General features: G+C 41.3%; 12 protein-coding genes. All 12 read left to right on the top strand.

Annotated elements, in window-relative coordinates; all coding sequences use genetic code 11:
- The first annotated feature begins 21 nt into the window (after positions 1-21).
- The 12 genes from AC1DVJ_RS14790 (at position 22) to AC1DVJ_RS14845 (ending at position 25275) form a co-directional block, all read left to right on the top strand.
- Positions 22-2388: a glycoside hydrolase family 95 protein gene (locus AC1DVJ_RS14790; protein ID WP_477591904.1), complete on the top strand. Its 2367-nt coding sequence runs from the start codon at positions 22-24 to the stop codon at positions 2386-2388.
- Positions 2389-2584: 196 nt separating this feature from the next.
- Positions 2585-7267, top strand: a complete 4683-nt coding sequence (locus AC1DVJ_RS14795) for a galactose-binding domain-containing protein (RefSeq protein WP_477591906.1) — start codon at positions 2585-2587, stop codon at positions 7265-7267.
- 578 nt (positions 7268-7845) lie between these two features.
- Positions 7846-9684 (top strand): sensor histidine kinase, encoded by a 1839-nt coding sequence (locus tag AC1DVJ_RS14800; RefSeq protein WP_477591907.1) that lies wholly within the window; start codon positions 7846-7848, stop codon positions 9682-9684.
- Entirely contained in the window at positions 9674-11287 is a 1614-nt protein-coding gene (locus AC1DVJ_RS14805) for a response regulator (protein WP_477591909.1), read from the top strand. The genes AC1DVJ_RS14800 and AC1DVJ_RS14805 overlap by 11 nt, the downstream gene beginning before the upstream one ends.
- Entirely contained in the window at positions 11284-12987 is a 1704-nt protein-coding gene (locus tag AC1DVJ_RS14810) for an extracellular solute-binding protein (RefSeq protein ID WP_477591911.1), read from the top strand. Before AC1DVJ_RS14805 ends, AC1DVJ_RS14810 begins: the two co-directional genes overlap by 4 nt.
- A gap of 19 nt (positions 12988-13006) precedes the next feature.
- Positions 13007-14353, top strand: a complete 1347-nt coding sequence (locus AC1DVJ_RS14815; RefSeq protein ID WP_477591913.1) for an extracellular solute-binding protein — start codon at positions 13007-13009, stop codon at positions 14351-14353.
- Positions 14354-14524: 171 nt separating this feature from the next.
- Positions 14525-15469 (top strand): ABC transporter permease subunit, encoded by a 945-nt coding sequence (locus AC1DVJ_RS14820; RefSeq protein WP_477591915.1) that lies wholly within the window; start codon positions 14525-14527, stop codon positions 15467-15469.
- Positions 15470-15503: 34 nt separating this feature from the next.
- On the top strand, positions 15504-16388 hold the full coding sequence (locus tag AC1DVJ_RS14825) for a carbohydrate ABC transporter permease (RefSeq protein WP_477591917.1): 885 nt from the start codon (positions 15504-15506) through the stop codon (positions 16386-16388).
- 77 nt (positions 16389-16465) lie between these two features.
- A complete protein-coding gene (locus tag AC1DVJ_RS14830) occupies positions 16466-18211 on the top strand; it encodes a type 2 periplasmic-binding domain-containing protein (protein WP_477591919.1) in 1746 nt (581 codons plus the stop codon).
- Positions 18212-18313: 102 nt separating this feature from the next.
- The gene (locus AC1DVJ_RS14835) at positions 18314-20161 is read left to right on the top strand and encodes a right-handed parallel beta-helix repeat-containing protein (protein ID WP_477591921.1); all 1848 of its coding nucleotides are present in this window, start codon (positions 18314-18316) and stop codon (positions 20159-20161) included.
- Positions 20162-20241: 80 nt separating this feature from the next.
- The gene (locus tag AC1DVJ_RS14840; RefSeq protein ID WP_477591923.1) at positions 20242-22908 is read left to right on the top strand and encodes a glycoside hydrolase family 38 N-terminal domain-containing protein; all 2667 of its coding nucleotides are present in this window, start codon (positions 20242-20244) and stop codon (positions 22906-22908) included.
- 12 nt (positions 22909-22920) lie between these two features.
- Positions 22921-25275 (top strand): glycoside hydrolase family 95 protein, encoded by a 2355-nt coding sequence (locus tag AC1DVJ_RS14845; protein WP_477591925.1) that lies wholly within the window; start codon positions 22921-22923, stop codon positions 25273-25275.
- The last annotated feature ends 7 nt before the right edge of the window (positions 25276-25282 follow it).

Raw genomic sequence — 25282 nt, forward strand, 5'->3', positions numbered from 1 at the left:
AGAAAGCAAGGAGTAGATTGCATGTCTAGAAACGAAATGAAACTGATGTATCCGACATCATGGTGGGGGGCGAAGTGGCGGGAAGCCCTCCCTTCTGGTAACGGAGTTATCGGAGCAGCGGTATATGGCGGCGTGCATAAAGAGACGGTACTCATCAATCACGCGGAACTTTGGTGGCATGGAATTACGCCTGATCTCCCTAATGTTAGTGGACATTTACCGTTTGTTCGTGAACTGCTGCAACAAGAAAAAGCCAGAGAAGCCGATCGGGTCCTTCCTGATGCTCTGGCTGCGGCAGGTTACCATGCGGAACACACCTTCCCGTTGCCATTAGGGAATTTGAATATTCGTATGCAAGGCAAGCATGCCTTTCAGGATTATAGCAGAACGCTGAATATGAACACAGGTGAAGTGACGGTTTCTTGGCTAGATGGAGATATTCGATATGACAGGGTGTTGTTTGTTTCCCGTTCTGACGATGCGATTGTCTATGAGATTCGAAGCTCTAAGCCAGGGAGCATCTCTTGCCATGTAAGTATCGGGTTGCATGATGAATTTGGCGGTGTTAAGCCTGTAGATGATGATGTACTTGCACTGGCCGAGGAAATGGAATCCATCGTAAAAGCGAATTTCCTGCTTTATGCAGCTCGCAATGATAACGGTCTGGATTTTGGCGCGGTGGCAAAAGTTACAATCGATGGTGGAAGCATGTCTGGCATAGATGGTGCCCTTCAGATCTCGAATGCAGATCGAGTCTTGATAACGATTAAATGTTTTGCCGCAGGTGAACGAATGCTGCAGTGGCAGCAACTTATATTTGATTTAGAAGCCCAGGCTAAGGACTATAACAGTCTGCTCGAAAGTCATATTAGGGAGCATCAGAGGCTATTTCATGCAATGAAGTTTGACCTGCATGCTGATGATCATGATCGGTTTAATGAAGAATATCTGATGGAAGCTTATAGAGGAATTACGTCGTTGGCCTTAACGGAAAAAATGTGGTCCTTTGGTCGGTACTTACTCGTGTCCAGTACGCGTAAAGGTGGAGAGCCGTGTCATCTTTACGGACTTTGGTGTGGTGAGTATAAGGCATTATGGGCATTTCACATGGCGAACGAAAATTTACAGATGATTTACTGGCAAGCTTTGAGCGGCAATATGCCTGAGTTGCTGCTTGCCGTGTTCGATTATATGGATAGTAAACTTGAGGACTTCAGAACAAATGCCAAACAACTCTATGGCTGTAGAGGCATCTTCGTTCCAGCTCCGATGACGCCGGAATCAGGGCTGTTAAAGATCATCTATCCACACATTGTCCATTGGATTTCAGGGGCTGGGTGGGTGGGGCAATTTTATGCCAAGTATTATGAATATACCTTGAACGAAGCCTTTCTCCGTGAGCGGGCATTACCATTTCTCTATGAGACGGCTCTATTTTATGAGGATTATTTGACGGTCGGTGCTGATGGCTATTATGTGATTAGCCCATCAGTATCTCCGGAAAATACGCCAGGCAATTATGCCAAAGAAAATATTCTCTACGATCTTGAAGCTGTCGATGTCATGGAAACGACGATCAATGCGACGATGGACTTTGCCATTGCCAAAGAAGTGCTCTCGAATTTAATATCCGTAGCTTCCAAGGTTAGCATGTATGAGAATGAGGTTGGAAAATGGAAAGCCATGCTAGAGAAGATCCCACCCTATCAAGTGAATCAGGACGGAGCCGTTCGCGAATGGATGCACCCCCATTTCACTGACAATGATTTCCACCGCCATTTATCTCACGTTTATCCAATATTCCCGGGTTCGGAAATCGATCCAGACAGCTCACCTGAAATCTATAATGCTTTTGTTGCAGCTGTCAACAATCGTTCCAACGAAGCGAACCTAAGGGAGCAATGCGGTTGGTCGTTTATGCATACAGCCAACAGCTACGCTCGAATAGGCGATGGGGATCGAGCCCTGGAATGCTTTGAGAAGCTGTGTCGCTCATCTGTACTTAGTAATTTCTTCGCTCTCTGTAGTGATTGGCGTGGAATGGGCATGACAATCGACTTGCCTTGGACGCCATTTCAGATTGATGCCAATATGGGTTGGAGCGCAGTCGTTCAGGATATGCTGATGATCTCATCGCCTGGGAAAATTCGCGTTCTTCCTGCATTGCCTGAAAAATGGATTCGCGGTGAAGCAGGACCGATGCTTGCTCATGGCGGAATTGAAGTTTCACTAAAGTGGGATCAGACAAATAAGATCGTACAAGTTACACTCTGTTCAACTAAAGCTGATCAGATAATAGAGTTAGTTGTGTTTAACCAAAGAAAGCAATTGCTCGTCCAAGTGAAAGAGCCTTTGGTATTAACATTTGACTCCATGAAACTACAATGAATTGAAAGGTGGCTGTTTACAATGCAATAGACAGCCCTTTTTTTCTATCAGATTAATTTAGATTTGAGATCTACTAATCTCATTTCCGAAAAAATGTAAGCGCATCCTCTTTGAAGGGAGGGATTGTGTAGCCAATTACGATAAAGTTGTAAGATTAGAGTTGGATCACATTTAATTGAAATTGGGAGGATTATGCATGGAAAAAAACCATTCGAATATATCAAAAAAAGTTACAGCAATGATAACTTGTATGACTTTGATTATTTCCCTTTTCACGTCAACTGCCATTGGATTCAATCACGCATATGCTGCGACACAAGCGACATATTATGTTTCACCGTCAGGAAGTGATTCCAACGCAGGGACAATAAGCGAACCGTTTGCGACACTTGCCAAAGCAAGAGATACAGTAAGGACAATAAATGGGAGTATGACTGGCGATATTATCGTTTATTTACGCGGAGGAACGTATTCCTTAACCAATACGCTACTATTAGATCAAACAGATTCCGGAACAAATGGCTATAATGTCATTTACAAAGCATATAACGGTGAAACTCCGATTATTAGCGGCGGAACTCCGGTAACAGGTTGGACATTGTCTGACGCAGCCAAAAATATATATGTGGCAAATGTCGGCACATCCTTTAATGCTCGTCAATTTTATGTTGATGGCGTTAGAGCGCCTCGTGCAAGAAGTGTTGGCGCACTTACTGGATTTACGAAAACAGGTACAGGTTTTACATTGCCGGCGACTGGTCTCTATTCCACTATGGCAACTTGGCGGAATCCTCAAGACATAGAATTTTCGCACCAAAATGGTCCTAATGGTACGAGAACACCTGTGGAATCAATAACTGGACTAAATGTAACGATGAAAAGCCCTGCATGGAGCAACACTCATAATCATTTTACACCCAATTCTAATCCGACTTACATTGATAATGCATATGAATTGTTAGATACAGCAGGAGAATGGTATCTTAGCAGATCAGAAGGAAAAATTTATTATATTCCTCGTGCCGGCGAAAGCATGACAACATCCACTTTCATTGCAGCTTCACTTGAAAAATTAGTTAGCGGTATTGGAACATTAGATAACCCAATCCACAATATACAGTTTGACGGATTAACTTTCTCTTACGATACTTGGTTTGGCGCTGCTAGCAACGATGGATACGCTGATCTTCAAACTGGTGTATTAAAACGTGGCCCAAACAGTTGGGATAAAGCAACATGGGTTGTACCTGCCGGTGTAACATTCAGCACAGCGAAAAACTTTGTAATACAAAATTGTAATTTTACACACATGGGAAGTGTAGGCTTAAATTTCGATTATGGCAGCCAGAATAACCTAATCGACCATAACAATTTCAGCGATATTTCTGGTAATGGTATGAACATCGGTGGTGTTAGTACAGACATCGATCATCATCCTACAGACCCAAGAGTTTATGTAAAGGACAATAAAATATCAAATAACACAATGACTAGAGTCGGCGCTGAATATTTAGCTAATGCAGCTATTTTTATAGGCTATACTCAGGGCACATTGATTACACATAATACACTGTACGACCTGCCATACACTGGCATTTCTATGGGATTCGGTTGGGGTTTTGCAGATACTTATGGTACATCACAAGCTAAGGATAATATCATTAGCAGTAACCTTATTTATAATATAATGAATAAGTTGCATGATGGCGGTGCAATTTATACACTTGGCAGCCAGCCGGGTTCTAAGGTATTCAACAATTACTTGTATGCAGACTTGGCTGATTATGGCTATCTTTACAGAGATAACGGTTCTTCTGGATTTATTGATACTAACAATGTGATAAGCAATGCTATTCCAGGCACAAACAGATGGTATTATACCAATTCCGTCAATTCGCCGGCATACTATAATGCCCATGACAACATTGCGTATCTCAACTATTATTCTGACGGCATGGTTACATTCAAGACGGGCGGAACAAACGCTGTAAAGGCAAATTTTGCAGTCGTCGGCAACGCTTGGAATTCAAACGCACTAAGTATCATGCATAATGCAGGAGTCGATGGTGGTGATGGACCGACACCAAATTTCGATTTTAAAGATAACCTTGCTTTAGGAAAAATGGCTACACAAAGTTCAACAATGGGTAGTTCAACCGCAAATATTGCAGTAGATGGTAACACAGACGGAAATGGCACTCTTAATCAGATTTCTCAGACTAATTCTGATTCACCAGCGTGGTGGATGGTTGATTTGGGCGGTTTATATAGTGTTGGTGCTATTAATGTATACAATAGAACAGACGCTAATAAGGCTGGTTTAAGCGATTACAAGATATCCGTTTTAGATGCAAATCAAAATGTAGTTTGGTCAAACAACCAAACCACATATCCAGACCCGAAAACGTCTGTAGATGCGATGGGGGCAAATGGAAAATATGTTAAGATTCAGTTGAATAATCCGGGCAGTCTTGCACTTGCCGAAGTAGAAGTATTCACTGGATCAAACTTAGCTTACAATAAAGCCGCTACACAAAGTTCCACGTTTTCAGGATCGGGTGCTAATTTGGCAGTAGATGGAATAGTTGATGGAAATAACGCTACATTTCCAATTTCCCATACAAATTCAGAAGCTCAAGCATGGTGGATGGTTGATTTGGGAGCCGACTACTCAATTGGAGATATAAATGTATTCAATAGAACAGATGCTGTACCAGAAAGACTAAACGATTACAACATTATAGTTTTGGATGCCAGTCAAAATGCAGTGTGGACAAATCACCAGACATCCTATCCCAATCCACAAACAACAGTAAACGCTGCAGGAACAAAAGGAAGATATGTTAAGATTCAGCTGACGGGTACAAATTATCTGGGATTAGCTGAAGTGCAAGTTTTTGCTTTTAACCCGCTTCAACCTAGTATTACAGCACCTAACATAACAGTTGATTCTAACGGTGCTACAATGGTACCTGTAAATTACAATCCAACTGCAAAAGATGTAAATGGTAACCCTGTGCAAGTTTTTTGTAGTCCTGTATCGGGATCATCATTCCCTCTCGGTACCACTACTGTTAATTGCAGTGCTACAGATGCAGCAGGAAACAGAGTTATAGGAAATTTTACGGTAACAGTTACTGGTAATTTAGCTTACCATAAAGCCGCTACACAAAGTTCCACGTTATCCGGACAAGGTGCTAATTTGGCAGTAGACGGAATAGTTGATGGAAATAACGCTAAATTTAAAGTTTCCCATACAAATATCCAAGCTCAAGCATGGTGGATGGTTGATTTGGGAGCCGACTACTCAGTTGGAGTTATTAATGTATTCAATAGAACAGATGCTGTACCAGAAAGACTAAATGATTACAACATTATAGTTTTGAATGCCAGTCAAAATGYAGTGTGGACAAATCACCAGACATCCTATCCCAATCCACAAACAACAGTAAACGCTGCAGGAACAAAAGGAAGATATGTTAAGATTCAGCTGACAGGTACAAATTATCTGTCATTAGCTGAAGTGCAAGTTTTTGCTTATAAACCTCCGGCGGATGCAACCTTTACTGCCGATATTACAGTCCCGACCAACTCCGATGTCAGCGTTACAATTCTCTATCCAGATGTTGCACAGGTGAGAGAATATAAATTGGACGCAGACGGCGCATGGAACTTGTACACAGCTCCGATTGTCATGACGATGAACCGTATTGTCTATGCCCGAAGTAAGGATGCAGTGGGCAACATATCAAATGAAACCAATTATGCGGTTAGTAATATCGATAAGGTTGCCCCACAAGATGCAACGTTGTCAGCGAATATTACAGTACCGACCAACAACGATGTGAAAGTAACGATCGGCTTTCCAGCAGACGCAACGATTAAGGAGTACAAACTGGGCACAAGCGGCACATGGACAGCATACGGCGGTCCAGTGGTTGTCTCCGAAAACGGCACAGTTTATGCAAGAGGAACGGATGCTGCGGGCAATGTATCGAATGAGATTAGCTACACGATCAGCAATATCGATCGAATAGCACCTATCGATGCAACCTTAGCAGTAGATAAAACAACGCCGACCAACCAAAGCGTCACCGTAATGATCAGTTACCCAGCGGACGCTTCGTTGATGGAATATAAAGTGGGAGCAAGCGGCGCGTGGACAGCGTACACTGAACCGGTAGATGTTTCCGACAATGACACCGTGTATGCAAGAGGAACTGATGCAGTGGGAAATGTATCAAATGTAAGTAGCATTACGGTAAGCAACATTTATAAGATAGCTCCTGTTACCACCGCAACATTAAGTCCGGCTGCGCCTAACGGCAGGAACAGCTGGTACACGACGGATGTGACTGCAAGCTTATCCGTAAGTGCCAGTGTTTACGGAGGAACCGTAACAACGGAATACAAAGTGAATAAAGGTGAATGGATCGTTTACACAGGCTCCATTCCAGCTTTCGGTGACGGAACTTATGTGTTCGGATACCGCAGCAAGGATCAGGCAGGCAATGTAGAAGATCTCAAAACTGTCGAATTTCAAGTTGACAAGACAGCACCAACGCTTTCCGTTCAGTTGGATAAAACGTCGATTTGGCCAGCAAATCATGAAATGGTTACGATCAACGCCACGCTGGATTCAAGTGATGCTACATCGGGCGTTGAATCCGTGGTATTAACGTCCATCACGAGCAATCAACCAGATAGCGGTAAAGGCGACATTCAGGCCGATTTCGGTACAGCCGCTACTTCTTTCAGTTTGCGTGCAGAAAAATCACGGATCTACACCATCACATATACAGCTACAGATAAAGCTGGAAACAAAACGGTTAAAACTGTAACCGTCACAGTACCTCATGATCAATCTGGCAACCATTAAGAATAACTAATATTACAGGAGGAAGGACATCAGAGCCTGGCTCCTGGATGTGGAAATTGGTAAGTTAAAAAACAGAGAACTCGGAACCCAATAGGGGATCGTGTTCTCTGTTTTTAGGATTCCAGTAAAGTCAATAGAATTCATGTGGTATAGTGAAAAGTAAGCACGCCAAATAACCCCCCATTCATATTTTTTTTTGGAAGGTTATACCAATAATATTCAGTTGGGATAGCCTGAACGGTTTTTTGTTTCTAATGAGGGCATAAAGCCAATGAACAAGCTTATTTGCACAAGCTACTAGTGCCACTTTGTGAGGCATTACCTATATGCGGAAGTGACCGGAACCACGGGAATGAAACTAAGATTTTTATCATAAATCAATGATTTGTATCATTTAACTTCACACTCAAATTCCATATCATTAGCTGGAAAGCTTCATGAATTGAAATCCCGTTGATGTTTCCTTATAAAAGCAAGTATATTTCCACATATTTATAATTGCTGCTCTTAATTTAGAAGTATATAATTGAAGGGAATTTATTAACGCCAAACAGCGGTAACTTACAGGTGGTGAAGACATGTTGATGCGAACCATCCGAAAATATATTTTGAATCGTTTTTTTAATAAAATCCTACTCGTAAACGCTGTCATTGTTGTTTTGGCATTATCTATGCTTACTCTTATCGGTTCGCTTAGCGTGAGTAATTTGCTATTGCAGCGTGAGATTAAATATAACAAGCTTATTCTCTCTAATACCAATCGATATCTAGATATGAAAATAGATCTGATTAAGAAAATAACCGAGCAGGCCTATCATCAAGATGAAGCACTTCCAGACGTGTTTAGTTTTCTTGAAAACAATTATGACAGCTCAAGCATGACGATTAATTATTATGATGAAAAGCAGCGTTTTTCCGATTATTTTAGATCAGCATTTTCACGTGATCAGGACATCAAAAGCATTGTGATGTATAAAAAAGTAGACAGTTCGTTCTACGTATATTCACGAAATTACGAGCATACATACAAAAAGAAAGAATTCAATTATTTGGACAGGCTCTTGACTATCAACTACTACCCTTCAACATTAACCATATTCCCTTCAATATCCCCTTTCTATTTGCAAGACGAGAAAATCAAGATCTTTAGCTTAACCTTGAATTTAAAAGTCCCATGGTCCACGGAAAACCTGGGTATGCTGATTGTCGATTTTGATGTGGATGGAATTAGTCAAATTCTGAAGAAATACGAGAAGGATTTGCAAGGGGATATCCTTATCCTTACGAGGAATGGGGAAGTTATATTTGACTCATCGAATACCTACTACGGACGGATATATCCATATACTGGAAAGTTACTTGCGGCCGAGAAGCAAAGTGCCGTCATTGATGGGAAAACGTATGTCGTTAATGTGGATCGCGAGAACAACACTGGCCTTATCGTAGCGGGTATCATCCCGCAAACGCAGATTTTGAGCAGCTTCAATTCAACGAAACAATTTATTCTTATTCTCTCCTTGGTTTGCATTCTCATATCCATCCTACTGTCATTTCTCAGTACAAATCTGTTTTCGAAGCGAATTAAAATATTAACCGATGCGATGAAAATAGTTAGGGCGGGGAATCTTTCGTTTCGTGTACCGATCAAAAAGAATGTAGATGAAATTAATATGATCTCTGTTGATTTCAATCAGATGGTTGAAGATTTAGAAATCAATATCAAAAAATCTTACGATGCGGAATTGAGCCGCAAGGATGCAGAAATTCGCCAGAAAAGCGCAGAAATGACTGCATTGCAAGCCCAAATAAACCCGCATTTTCTGTATAATACCTTGGAAGCCATTCGAATGAATGCTGTATCTAATGGTGCTAATGATGTGGGCAGAATGATTTTTTCACTATCCCGCTTATTTCGGAATTCAATTAAGGCGGGGACCATCATCTCCGTGAAGGATGAAATTGCCAATTCGCAGCTATATCTGACTTTATTTCAGATTCGATATGGCGACAAATTAAACATTGAATTTGATATACAAGACGACATCAATCATTTAGGGATCATTAAGCATACGATTCAACCGATTATTGAGAATTACTTTATCCACGGGTTTCATCCCCTGAGAAACGACAATTGCATTCGAATTACAGGTTACTGTGAAAAGGATGATTTGATTTTTAAAGTCTCTGACAATGGAATCGGGATAGAAGCCAGCAAATTAAAGGAAATTCAAGATAGGCTTGTAAGTGTTGATTCTAATCACACGGATAGTATCGGTCTTGTGAATGTAAATGAGAGAATTAAATTGAAATACGATCATCGGTATGGCATCAACATTGAAAGCATATGCAATGAAGGCACAACCGTCACCATCCGTATGGCGGCACTAACCCAGAAGGAATTGATGAATGATGTATAAGGTGTTGCTTGTTGACGACGAGCCTATGATTATAGAGGGCTTGAAGTATTTAATCAATTGGGAGAACTATGGGCTGGTAATCGCGGCTCAAGCCTCCAATGGTCTACAAGCTATTGAAGTCCTAGAACGTGAAACCATCCATGTCGTGGTGACGGATATTAAAATGCCGGATATGAACGGTTTGGAGCTAATCAAATACATGGCTAACAAAAGCTTGCAGGCCAAATGTATTGTGTTAAGCGGATATGACGATTTCGAATATGTTAGAGAAACTATTAAATTGGGCATTGAGAATTATTTGTTGAAGCCTGTAGATGTAGAGGAATTAATCCCTACGCTGCAGAGCACTGTAGAGAAAATTGAAAATGAATTCAAGACTACACGTGAAGAACAGCAAGTAAAGCATGTGTTTAGAGAAAATATTTATAGACGATGGGTGACGGGAAATATTGTCGAATCTGAGCTGCTGGATCGCAGTGCATTATTAGATGTGCAATTAACGAATACGGATTATTGTATCGCTTTGATGAAACTCTTACCGGAACGGCAGGATCGTAAGTTCCACACAGAGCATGATAAAGATTTGATTCGATTTGCGATCAAGAATATTTGTTCGCAGATTATGAATGAGCAAACATCCGGTATTTGTTTTCTAGATTATAATGAAGATATTGTCCTATTATTTACCATAAATGATTCGAGTAATGAAAAGAAGCTACGTTCTCTACTTAATGAATGCCAGCTACGTATTAATACTTTATTGCATATCGATGTCTTTGCCACTGTTGGTAATTGGGAGACTAGCTATCTAAACATTCACCGAAGTTATACCCGAGCCAAAAACTTGCAAGAATTCAGTTTAATCTACTCTCACAACAAGATTGTTTATTCAGATGAATTGGATGTAACGGATAAGCAAGGGAATCGAGTCGTCCAAATTGATATTCAAGCGATCAAAGGCTGTCTTAATGAAAAAAATAGACAGAGCAGTTATGATTTTATTGATCATATTTATGCTGAAGCCAGTCAAATTAACGGGATAACACCTGTATTTATCCAGAATACTTCGCTAGAACTACTGATCCTTTCTAGTTCAACGATTCGAGAGCTTAAGCCGCAAGCGGATGAATTTCTTAGCCATTTCTCGGATTTGTTCACACATGTATTTAAACTACAGACGATTCCGGATCTGGCGCAATGGATGAAGGGAATCATAGGGCGGTTCATCGACTATTTAGAAGAAGAAGAAGAAAAGATGAGTCCCATCGTTAAGAATTTAATCGGCTATGCGCAAACTCATTATGCGAAAGACTTGAATCTAACTTTAATTGCAATGGAGTTTAACGTAAATACGACATATTTGGGTCAGCTATTTAAAAATGAAACCGGATATACATTTTCTAATTACTTAAATATGATTCGAATCAATAAGGCTAAACACCTATTGAGCAACAGCCATTTGAAAGTGTTTGAAGTTGCACAAGAAGTGGGTTATGTCTATACGAATTATTTCTGCAATATTTTTAAAAAACAAACTGGTCTTACACCTGCTGAGTACGGAAAAGCATACAATTCGGTCATTGAAGGTGACGTAAGAAAATGAAAAAGACTTACCTATATTCTCTTATTGTCGTGATCATAATTGGAACCGCTATTCTTTTATACCTCGTAAATCCCGGGGAATTGATATCCATTAAGCAAGAAGAATCGAAAGTAGAAAGTAAAGATACGATCACATTAACTATGAACGGAGAGCCTTCTCAAGTTAGCTTTGTTTCCGGTGTTCAAACGGATATGGTTGCCAAGAAGATCGAAAGCGTTACGGGAGTAAAATTAGATATAGATATGCAGTGGAGTGAAGATAAATTTGCCAGTGCTTACGCAAGCGGTGATCTTCCAGACATCCTAATTATTGATGACAGCTCTAAAATAAAACCCCTTATCAAAGGGGAATATGTCGTTAATTTGGAAAAGATTATCCAAAAATCGGCTCCAGCAATCGTCAGTAATTATTGGAAGCAATTGGATTTTTCCAAACAATATTATGATTACAATGGAGACGGTTCTTCTGGCGGATTTTATTTTATTCCCACTGGTGTCAGCCCTGGAGAACCCACCTTTAAATCAGCACCTTGGGTTCGCTGGGACTATTATAAGGAAATGAATTATCCAACCATGAATAATATGGATGAGCTTCTAGAAGTTTTGTACCAGATGCAGCAAGCACATCCTCTAAATGAAAAGGGGAATAAAGTCTACGGAATCTCAACATGGTTTAATAGCTGGAAGCTATGGAATGTGGTTAACTTCCCTGCAGCTTATTATGGCATTTTAAATCAAGACAATATACTGGATCTCCACGCAGATACCCACGCCCTAACAAGTGTGATTCTGGATAAGAGCAGCTCCTTCTGGATGGGAGCCCAGTTTCTTAATAAAGCCAATCGCATGCAATTGCTCGACCCAGAATCTTTTACCCAAAACTACAGTCAAGCTTTACAAAAAGTAATCGATGGCCGGGTATTGATGACCACTATGGATTGGCAGGTCATTACTTCCAATAAATTATTTGCGAGTAAGGGTGAATCCAAAGGATTTATGCCGATGCCGATGGTCGGTAATATGATCATTCCAGTTGTGGATTCTAATATGGGCAGTCATTTTTATGCCATTTCAACGAAGTGCAAATACCCAGAAAGGGCATTGGGGGTCATTCAATATTTACTGTCTGAGGAAGGCTCAAGGGATATTGTAAACGGGGTAAAAGATGTAAATTGGGTTGAAAGTAATGGGAAAGCCAGCATGCTTCCAAACGCAGTACAAGCTCTTAGAGAAGATGCGAATTATGTCATGACTTCAGGAGCAAGAAAATATAGCAATCACGCAGGTCTGTTGGGCTTTGCTAAAGATGCTAATGGCCAGCGGATCGATCTTATGAAAGAACCCGACATGCTTATTTCACAGATGACTCCGCTTGAGAAGGAATGGAGTCAGCATTTCAACGTGAGCTATCCGACAGCCTATTTGGAAAAGTCCACAGCTGTTTCCAGTGTCTCTGGGATTTGGAAGGCAATTAAGGTGCAAAATCCTCCAAACGATATCCTGGATTTCGAAACCAAACTAGACTCTTACTTGATGAGGAATATGTCACAGCTTGTTTTCGCCAAAACCGATGAGGAATTTAACCATATTCAGGATATGCTAATCCAGGAGTTAAGAAATAAGGGATATGACAAGGCAATGGACTATGAATTGAAAAATTGGAAAGATGCTATGGAGAAGGGGAGTAAGTACTTAAAATAACTTGCTAAGGAGGAACAGCATGAAAGGGAATTTCAAGTCGCTCCTGTCGTTTACAATGGCAATTACGCTTCTAATTACTGGTTGTTCAAATTTCTTGTCAAGCAACAAGTCACAAATGGACAAATCTACGACGCAAATTGTGAATAAAGAGCTGTCGGGTGAAATCAATGTATGGACATGGGCAAAGGACGTGCTTTTGCCGATAGTTCCCGAATTTAACCAATTATTTCCCAATGTAAAAGTGAATATTCAAGAAATACCCAATATTTTTGTGGATCCGTTACATACAATTGAGGCCGGAGCAGGCGGACCGGACGTTATGGCTATTGAGCAAGGAGAACTTGCTAGTGTTAATAATATCGCAGGCATTGAAGATTTATATCAAGCGCCCTATAATGCCCATGAGTTCGATCCAGATATCATTCCAGCCCAATTGGATCGCTTTAAATCATTGGATGGTAAACGTCTTATTGCTATGCCGCTTGATGCTCCCCCTGCAGTGATGTTCTATCGAACAGATATTCTTGAAGCAGCGGGTTTTCCAATAGAACCTGAAAAACTTGCTGCTTATTTGAAGAGTGAAGACAATTTGCTCAAACTGGCAATAGCACTAAAAGCTGAAGGAAAATTATTCTTGCCGCCTTCAGGACTATTTGTTTCGGATTTTTTAACAGGAAACTCCGGTTATTTCGACCATAACTTGAATTATCTTAAAAATACTGAGCAATATGTGAAAGAGCTGGATTTCGATAAAAAGATCCATAAATTAGGTCTGGTTCAAGCCAAGGGGCCCTTGGTTCTTGACGGCAAACAGGCGGTTGATGACGGAGAAATACCGATTATCTTTTCAGGCTCATGGATGATGCTGCCTTATATATTTCCCGCCGTATTCTTTAATCAAGCGGGGAAATGGAAAGTTACAGCGCTCCCGTTGGGCAACTATGCGGGGTTTGGAGGAGCAGGCCTTGCCATTCTAACACAGTCTAAAAACAAATTGGCTTCTTGGGAATTTGTTAAATTTGCAACTGTCTCTATGGCAGGCTGGAAAACAACCATATCTCTGCCTTCTATTCCAGGCTATAAACCCGCATGGCGTCTGCCTGAGATTCAGAACACGGTTGATCCTTTTTTAAATCAAAAAGCGATTCAGCTGTATATCGATTTAGTTGCAAAAATCCCTTATTTACCGCTGAGCACTTCACTTGACAAGAAAGCGAATGAAATCTTTCGTAGAGAGTGGCAGGAAGCCATTGAGTTGGATAAAGATTCCAAGTTAGCTTTGAACCAAATAGAAGAGGATGTTATGAAGGCAGTCAAACCTGAACGTGATGCATTGTTGAGTGAATTTAATAGGAACGAGAAATAACCAAAATATGGATCCGCCTCACCTGAAATTATAGGATGGGGTGGATCTTTTTCATTAAATCAAAGGTTATTATCATGTATCTAATCTTTCTATCATATACCGGTATTCCTTCTCAATTTATAATAAATAGTAGATACATTGAGTTTCAGCATGAGAGAGGAGGCATGATGCATGAATAAGAAGAAGAATAGATTTTATGTAAATGGGAAGATGAGCAATGGTTTATATCTCTTACTTTTATCACTTCCCTTTATATTGTTGTTACTCGTCTTTAATTATTTACCATTAATGGGCTGGTATTTCGGATTTATTAATTATATCCATATGTTTAACAAAAGTGTTCTGCAAAATATGATAAGCAGTCCTTTTGTGGGGATGAAATATGTACATGTAGCGATTTATTATAGGAATGATATTTTCAATGCACTTAAGAATACATTTGCCATTAGTGGATTGGGAATTTTATTGTCACCGCTTCCTGTTATATTTGCCATTATGTTATCTGAAGTCAAGAACGCTAAATTCAGTAAGGTGGTTCAATCCATCTCTACCTTTCCAAACTTCATAAGCTGGGTGATCGTATTTGGACTTATGTGKGGGATATTCTCAGCGAATGGTTCCGTTAATTTCATACTAACGAAGCTTCATTTGATTCAAGAACCTACGAATATATTGGGTAACGTCGAGGCAACCTGGTATTTTCAAGCGATTTTAACCATATGGAAAGGCATGGGATATAGCGCCATTATCTATTTGGCTGCTATAGCAGGTATTGATCAAGAGCAGTATGAAGCAGCTCGGGTTGATGGCGCTGGCAGAATGTCCAGCATTTGGCATATAACGATTCCGGGGATTATTGAAACTTACTTTGTCCTCTTCTTACTCAATATTGGAAACTTGCTGAACAACGGATTGGATCAATATCTCGTCTTCTACAATCCTATTGTAGCCAATAAAATTGAGGTACTTGACTACTTTGTTTACAGAATCGGATTTACTTTAAATGATGTATCATTCTCGGTTCTGGTTGGCATGTTGAAATCCATCATTGGTATCATTCTGGTCTTCTCGGCAAATTATGCAGCTAAAAAAATCAGAGGCCAATCTATGTTCTAAGTTTTAGGCTCAGACGATATACGGGAGGATTCCTATGGTTAAACAACGATTTAACGGTTTTAACTTCATTAATTACTTGTTATTAATCCTGATATGCTTCTTCTGTTTTTATCCTTTTTATTATGTATTTATCTACTCCATCAGTGATCCTACACAAGCTGCTGCTAAAGGCGTGTATTTATATCCGATCGGATTTACTTTATCAACCTATTTGAAGGTGTTCCAGCTAGACTACTTGCTTCACTCCATCGGAATATCTGTGCTGCGTACCGTATCGGGTACAGTGCTTACCTTATTTTGCAGCTCGATATTTGCCTATTTTCTTTCCAAGAAAGAAATGTTGTTTCGTGTGATTATATATCGCTTAGTCATCGCCTCGATGTATCTGAATGCAGGGTTAGTTGCCATTTATCTAACGTATTCGGGGCTTGGTTTGAAAGATAATTTTCTGGTTTATATCCTTCCAGGTGCGGTTACTGGATTCTACATCGTCCTGATTAAGACGTTTATCGAACAATTACCTCAATCCATCGAGGAAGCAGCGATGATAGATGGTGCAGGTTATCTGGCAATGTTCTTTAGAATTGTTTTCCCGTTATCACTACCGATTTTAGCAACCGTTTCCATTTTCACAGCAGTTAACCATTGGAATACGTGGACAGACAGTTTGCTGTTTATCAATAATCCGCGGCTTTTTACCGCACAATATGTCCTTTATAACTATTTAAGTCAAGCTGACGCACTTGTTCAAGCATTAAAGACTACTGGAAGAGTAGACGGAATTGCTGTTCCAAAAACGACACCTGAAGCGATTAAAATGACAATTACACTTGTCATTACATTACCTATCTTGTTTGTTTATCCCTTTTTCCAAAGATTTTTTGTTAAGGGACTCCTCATAGGAGCTGTCAAGGGTTAAATGCAGACTTCAAATGCTGCTTTAATATATTTACAAGTTTTTCATAATTATATCCATAATAAGGGGGAACAAGAAACATGATTAACAAGAAAATGGTTACAGGTACTTTTGCCACTACAATGGCACTTGCACTAATGGTAACAGGCTGCAGTAAACCAAGTGCAACACCATCACCTTCAACGACCCCTGCAGCAAGTACAGCTGCAACTGAAGCACCAAAGGCAAAGGAACCTATAACACTTACAATCTGGAATAATGTTGCAAGTGTGGATGCAGAAGCGACGGATGCCGTGGCGCAAGAAGTTAAGAAGAAATTTAATATAACACTGAAATTTCTGAATGGTGAACCAGCAAAGAGACAATTGCAGGTTACTAGTGGTGAAATTCCCGATCTAGTCTTTGTAGATGCAACTTCTAGAAAACAACTGTTGGAATCCAAGATGTTGAAGCCGTTAGATGACTTGATTGCGACGAACGGAAAAGATATCGCAGCAAATCTTGCGAAACCGCTTGCTTATTCCAAAAAATTCATGAGTAATGACGGAAAACTCTATGTGCTGCCGACCCATACTGCTCCTTCTTTAGAAGCATTAGCTAGTGCACCAGCGCCATTCGAACATATTTATGGCGGATTAACAAGATGGGATTACTATAAAGAGCTAGGATTTCCAGTGATCAAGAATTCTGATGATTTCCTGACAATGCTCTCGAATATGGTGAAGAAACATCCGACGACAGCAGATGGTAAAAAGGTATATGGAATAAGTGTTGCTGGCGATTTTGGCTTATGGGAATATAATTTGCCACCACAAATTGGCGGAGGGAAATGGCTAGTTGGCGCCGGAATGATTGCAGATAATAATGGCGTGCTTGTTGATCAATATGCGGATGAGAATGCTMCATTCTTCAGTACGTCCGTTAAATTCTATAACAAAGCTTATCAAATGGGGCTGCTTGATCCAGAGAGTTTTATTCAGAAGTCTGATGCTATCAAAACAAAGGTTATGAACGGTCAAATTGTATCATGGACACAAGGTTGGTTTAATTCAGAGATCAATACTGCCTTGCAAAAGGCTAATCCTGAAGCATCCATGGTATTAATTCCTGGGGCATTCCCAACTACATTGAAGGGTTATGGTTCAAGCGTAGGTTATGTTGGAACAGGATATGCTATATCTTCAGCATCGAAATACCCTGATCGTGCAATGGAATTAATGAATTATTTTGCAACCTATGAAGGTAGTCGTTTGACAGTATCTGGTGTGAAGGGTCAACACTGGGATTTGATCAACGGTAAACCGGAGATGAAGCCGGAAGTCGTTAAGGCGATGAAAGATGATCCGGATTTTGTGAAGAAAAATGGTTTTGGTCTAAATACGACTTATGGATCTTTGATGTTGATTGATTCAACACTTGTAGATCCAAAAGATGGTTCGCCTATTAATCTTTCTAATACGACGAGTGCAATGGCTGCCTTAATGAACCAAGGACAAAAGGAATATTCAGAGCACTTCAAAGGCAGCTATCCAGGTGAAGCATTTGAGAAGGCTGCTGGTAAAGCAGCTATATACTATGCAAATGGCGTAGCACAAGGATCGATCCCTGCTGCACCTGATGATATTACACGGATCGTAGCTGCAGTTACCGACTCGTTAACCAAAAATCTTCCTAAAATCGTGATGAGTAAAACGGATGCTGAATATAGTGCAAATGTTAAAGAGGAAATCGCAGACTTGAAAAAACTTGGTATTGAAAAAGCAAATGCTTGGTACACAACAGAATATGAAAAAGCTAAAACAGCTGTTGCAGATTTTAGTAAATAATCGTAAGTCATGTAGGACAATAAAGGGAGCGCATGAAAATGTAGCTTCCTTTATCCTTATTAAGAAAGCAATTTATCGAGCAAGCGGTGGGGAGTGATTGTGTTGTCAGACCATGCAAAAGAAGCAGCCGAAGAAGGAATGGGTAAGGAATATTATGTATCTATGCTAGGAAATGACAGCTGGGAAGGTACAGCTTCGGCTCCGCTAAGGACAATTTCTGCAGCAGCAGCTAAAGCGGAACCCGGAGATGTCATAACCGTTCATGAGGGTACGTATCGGGAGAGAATCAATCCACCACGTGGTGGAGAATCGGATACGAAAAGAATAGTTTATCAAGCAGCAGCAGGTGAAAAAGTCGAAATTAAAGGTTCGGAAATTGTTAAAGGCTGGGAGAAAGAAAATGAGATAACATGGAAGACAACGCTTCCAAACTCATTTTTCGGGAAATTCAATCCATTCAATGATCTTATTCAAGGGGATTGGTTCCTCTCCAAAGAACGGGATCACCATACGGGATCGGTTTACTTGAATGGTGAGTGGCTATTAGAAGCAGCCCAATTACATGATGTCATCCATAACGAGGACAGTGCGCTACTCTGGTTTGCACGTGTTGATGAGACGAATACTACGCTTTGGGCAAATTTCGGCGGCTCAAATCCGAATGAGGAGTTAGTAGAAATTAATGTAAGACAATCTGTGTTCTATCCCGAAAAGCCAGGAATGAACTTTATTACAGTCAGAGGTTTTACTATGCGCCATGCGGCAACGCCTTGGGCACCACCGACTGCTGAACAAATTGCCTTAATCGGCACCCATTGGAGCAAAGGGTGGATTATCGAAAACAATATCATTAGTCATTCGAGATGTTCGGGGATTTCGCTTGGCAAATATGGCGATCAATGGGATAATACCGACCCTACTCCTGAGGGTTACAACAAAACCATCGAGCGTGCTTTGGAAGATGGCTGGAACCTTGAAGATATCGGTCATCATATCGTTAGAGGAAATGAGGTTTCCCACTGCGAGATGGCTGGAATCGTCGGTAGTTTTGGTGCTTGTTCCAGTGTGATTACGGAAAATGTTGTTCACGATATTCATGTATTGTGTTCTTTTACCGGGTATGAGATGGCAGGCATTAAGTTTCATGGTGCCATTGATTCATTGATTAGTAACAACCGGATTTTCCGAACGGACTGTGGGCTTTGGTTAGACTGGATGACACAAGGGACGCACGTAACCGGAAACTTGTTATACGAGAATACGCTCCACGATATTTTCATCGAAGTCAGCCACGGTCCGTTCGTAGTCGACCATAATCTTTGTCTATCGGGAAATACCACAAATTCGTTATTCAACTTCTCTCAGGGAGGTACCTACGCGCATAATCTATTCAGGAGTAACATTACGATATTACCTCAGGAAGATCGCGTTACACCATTCCATCATGCTCATTCCACAAGCATTGCAGGAAAGCGCAATATTGAAGGCGGAGACGATCGGTTTTATAACAATATATTGATTGCGCAAGATGATCCAATTGGATTAAGCAAGTATGACGCTGCTAAATTTTCTGTTTTCATGGATGGAAATCTGTTTCTCAAAGGTGCGCAAGCATCCGTGCACGAGGTGTCTCCTCTTCATGATGATCTTTTTGAACCTGATATCAAGCTTTCTTTTGAAAATGATGCTGTTTACCTTCACATGTCATGTCAGACGAATTGGAAAAATCAAAGAAATCGCAGCCTTGTGACAACTGAACTTCTGACTAGAACACAACTTTCTGAGTTGCCCTTTGAAGATTTTGATAGTAAGCCGATTTGCCTGAACAGGGATTATTTAGGGAACTTTAGGGATGAACAGAATCCTTTCCCTGGACCATTCGAAATAACTCGTGACGGCGTGAACGTAATAAAAATATGGCCAATGTACCCAGAGAATACGAGTATTTAAATGAACAAAGGATTTAAGTGATTTGAAAATGATTGATGCCAAGATCGACGAATATAAGGCATCGTGGGAGTTGAATATATGTGTCGAAGATAAAAGAAGTCTTACTCATGCACCATAGTCACTTGGATGTTGGCTATACCCATGCACAGCCTATCCTATTAGAGAAACATAAAGAATATATAGATCAAGCGATACAACTATGTGAATTAACGGAACATTGGTCTGAAATGAATAAATTTCGCTGGACTTGCGAAGCTGCTTATCCTGTGTTGCTTTGGCTTGAAACGGCAACCGAACAGCAAATGGAACGCTTTACTCATTATCTACATAACGGACAATTAAGTTTATCCGCCACCTATATGCATATGACGCCACTTTGCACAGCTGAGCAGATGGCTAGAATGTTATATCCCGTCCGAAAATTAAAAAATATGTTTGACATCGATATTAAGTGTGCGATTAATCATGATGTAAACGGACAGCCATGGGCTTATAGTCAATTATTACTTGACTCGGGTGTGGAATTTTATATGACAGGGATTAATACCCATATGGGTGGCATTCCGCTAACGCGTCCAGAAGCATTCCATTGGCAAGCGCCAGATGGCAGAAAGCTGCTTACCTTTAATGGCGAGCAGTATTCGTTATTTAGTCAAATTTGTTCTCCAGAAAACTTGAGCACCGCTGATATTGCGGCTGGCTTAGCCAAGTATATGGGGAAAATCGAGGCAAATCCGGATTATCCGTTTGATTTTATTTATTTGACATCGACAAATATCCCTTCCTATGATAACAATTCACCGGATAAGGAGTTAGCGGACTTACTTAAAACTTGGAACGAGGAACAAAGGGAGTTTACGATTTCTTTTGTCACACCTGAGCAGCTATATGCCAAAGTGAAGAAGCACGAAGATCAATTACAGACGCATGCGGGGGATTGGACGGATTATTGGAATTTTGGTTCAGGCAGCTCAGCCAAAGAAACCAAACTGAATCGCAGAACCAAGCAAGGAATGAAGGCGGTTGATCTTCTGGAATCCTTTGGCGGCAAAGGTGATGCATCCTATCATAAAGTTAAAAAACAAGCGTGGGAGCAAATTCATTTATATGATGAGCACACATGGGGCTCATGGACTTCTGTTGCTGAACCCGATGATTTGAATACGGATATTCAATGGGCGCATAAAGCGCATTATGCTTATTTGGGCAATAGCTTAACCGGCCAGTTATTAGGAACACAACTTGAAAAATGGGCTGGAAATTCCTTGCAATCGCGAGAGCCTGAAGGTATTTTGTTAGTCAATCCTTCTTCCGCTGCCATCACGCATGATATTACAATTCCGGCTGGATACCTGGTGAAAGGTAGACATCTTTATGATATAAGAACGCGTGACGTGCTGATAAACAACGATAAAAATCACTCGGAAGTCAGCTATGGCACGATTGAATTGCCTCCTTTCAGTTGGCGGAAGATACCTTTGAAGTCCTTGCAAGTTATGGAGTATTCGAAGGATATTGAAGCAAGCTTAGGCAGTATCAAGGAGTTTGTGGAACCTTTTAGTCCGAATCAGGTTAGAAATGGCCTAGACATGATCGAGGAGGGAAGGATAGAGACGCCTTTCCACAGATGTCTCTTTGATCCAACAACGGGTCGAATCCTGAGTTTATACGATAAACAGCAGGACTGGGAGGTTCTTGATCTAAGCAGCCCCTATAGCTTGTTTCAATACGTGCAAGAAACGATTGATACGCTCTATCATCCGAACCATCGCAGAGCCATATTTCCAAGAGACGTTGAGAAGGTCAATAACAGCATGAGCTGTTGGAATCACGATTGGAAGGCTAAACGTCAGACCTACACGGGTCTGAAGTCATGTAAGGTAGAGCGCAGCGCGAATAGCGCAACATTAATTTTACAATGGGGTGCGCCAGGTGTAGACAATCTGGAGCAAAGGTTTACTTTTTTCAGCTATCGTGCGGATATTGAAATGAAGGCTTCTTACTATAAGCAGGATATTACGACTCCTGAAGGCATTTACTTTGCTATTCCTTTGAACCTGCAAGAATGGCGCTGCCATTATGATACGGCTGGTCAATGGGTCGAACTTGATGCTGAGCAGCTGCCAGGTGTGTGCAGAGATTACGTAACGGTAGATAAAAGCGTATCCGTCTACGATGGTCAGCATGGAGCTACGTTGATTTGCCAAGATACGCCGCTTGTACAAGTTGGGAGTTTTAACTTTGGCAAAGAGCAAAAAAGCATAGTGAAGCAAGCAAATCCACTTTTATTAGCTTGGCCGATGAATAATTACTGGGAAACGAATTTCAGAGCACGTCAACCTGGCCTTCATGCTTTCACTTATTATCTAAATACGTTTACATCCTTTGAACCAGCTAGTGCGATGGATGCTGCGGTTAAAGCCGTATCTCCTATTCTTGCTTATCCCGTCATTCATTGTAAAGAAGAGGAATCCGATCAATTTATTCAGGTCACGGGGGAAGGTGTTCAGGTCTTTGATGTCAAGCCAGTCGAGGAAGGATCGGGCATCCTGGTTCGTTTAAGTAATTGTAAGGATCGGCAAGTTGATGCAGGGCTACATTTTCCGAACAAAAGGATCATTACCGCTTATCAAACCAATGCTTTGGAAGAAATTCAAATAGAACTAACGAGCCTTCCGAACGAGTTGTTGGAAATAAGGCTGGAAGCGAAACAAATGCTGCACGTGCTTGTATTGCTCGAAAGTTGAGGAGGCTTAAAAATGAACCGAAACGTACTGAAGCTGATGTATCCGGCTTCTTGGTGGGGGGCGAAGTGGCGAGAAGCGCTTCCGTTGGGAAACGGAGTGATTGGCGCGGCCGTCTATGGAGGTGTCTATAAAGAAACAATCCTCTTAAATCATGCGGATTTATGGTGGAAAGCAGTTACCAAAGAACTGCCGAATGTGAGCGGTCATGTACCGCTTGTCCGAGATTTGCTGCAACAAGGAAAAGCTAGAGAAGCTGACCGTATTTTGCCAGATGCCTTGACGGAAGCAGGATATATGGCGGAACACGCAATTCCTCTACCGCTTGGAGATTTCCATATCATCATGCCGAACAAGATGGCATTTCAAGATTATAGCCGTGTTTTGGATATGGATCAAGGCGAAGTTACGGTTTCATGGTCAGAGGGAGACATCCACTATGCGCGAGTTGTATTCGTATCTCGCACAGACGATGCAATTGTATATGAAATCCGCAGTTCTAAAGCAGGGAGTATTTCTTGTAAAGCTTATTTCGGTCTCCATGACGAATTTGAAGGTGTAAGGCCTGTCGATCCAGATGTGCTCGCACTGGCGGAAGAGATGACATGCAGCGGAGGAGAGGATGTTCTTTATTACGCTGCTCGAAATGAGAACGGAGCTGATTTCGGCGCAGTTGCCCGTGTTCAGATTGACGGGGGCTCACTTCACTATGAGAACGGCGCACTGCAAATTAATAATTCGGATCGAGTGACGTTTATCATCAAATGTTTTGCCTCAGGTGAGCGAAATCAGCGATGGCAACAACTCCGAAGCGAGTTGAATGAAATGAAATCAGATTATTCCGCTATGCTTGCGCGGCATGTTGAAGAACATAGCCGTCTGTTTCACGCTATGACTTTGCAATTGACCAACAATGACCGTGACCGTTTCAATGAGGAATATCTGATGGAAGCCTATAGAGGGAAAACGTCAGTGGCTATGATTGAGAAAATGTGGGCGTATGGCCGATACCTGCTCGTGTCCAGTACGCGTGAAGGCGAGGAACCGTGCCATCTATATGGACTTTGGTGCGGTGAGTATAAAGCATTATGGGCTTTTCACATGGCGAACGAAAATTTACAAATGATCTATTGGCAAGCGTTTAGCGGTAATATGCCGGAGTTGCTGTTGCCTGTGTTTGATTATATGGACAGCAAGCTGGAGGACTTCAGAACAAACGCCAAACAACTATATGGCTGTCGGGGAATATTCGTTCCGGCTCCCACAACACCAGAGTCTGGTTTGCTCAAAATCAATTACCCTCACATTGTCCACTGGATTTCCGGAGCAGGCTGGATCGCGCAATTTTATTCGATGTATTATGAATACACCTTGGACGAAGCCTTTCTCCGTGAGCGGGCATTACCATTCCTCTATGAGACGGCTCTATTTTATGAGGATTATTTGACGATCGGTGAAAACGGCTATTATGTGATCAGTCCATCCGTCTCGCCGGAGAATACGCCAGCCAATTATGCCAAAGAGGCACTACTCTATGATTTGGAAGCTAATGATGTCATGGAAACAACGATCAACGCGACAATGGATTTTGCCATTGCGAAAGAAGTGTTGCAAAGTTTAGTCACCCTATCACCCATCGTTGGGATGTACGAAAAGGAAATCGGGAAATGGACAGCAATGTTGGAGAAAATCCCTCCTTATCAGGTGAATGAGGATGGTGCAGTACGCGAATGGATGCACCCGCACTTTACGGACAATGATCAGCATCGTCATCTGTCTCATGTATATCCTTTATTTCCAGGTTCGGAAATAGACCCGGATCAGACTGGGGAGCTGTACCAAGCATTCATCAAAGCTGTAGAGAATCGATCTCGGGGTGAGAGCTTGAAAGATCAATCGAATTGGTCGGTGATGCATCTGGCTAATACGTGGGCTCGAATCGGTGAGGCTGAGAAAGCATTAGATTGCTTTGATAAACTGGCGCGTTCTTCGGTACTGAGCAATTTTCTCACGTTAAGCAACGACTGGCGAGACATGGGGATGTCGGTAAACCTTCCTTGGGCGCCATTTCAAATTGATGCCAACATGGGGTGGAGTGCTGCGGTTCAGGAAATGCTTCTACGCTCTTCTCCAGGTAAAATTCGAATTTTACCTGCATTGCCGAGTAGCTGGATACAAGGGGRAGCGGGCCCGATGCTGGCTCACGGCGGTATTGAAGTTACGATGAAATGGGATCAAAGTCTGAAGAATGTGCAAGTCAAGCTCAGTGCTACCAAAGATCAACGAATAGTGGATTTGCATGTTTTTAATCAGAGTAAACAACTGGAGCTAAAGTTAAATGAACCAGTTGAACTATCGTTCAGCCTATAGAAGGGGC

The organism is Paenibacillus sp. P4_A9 (assembly GCF_056402415.1).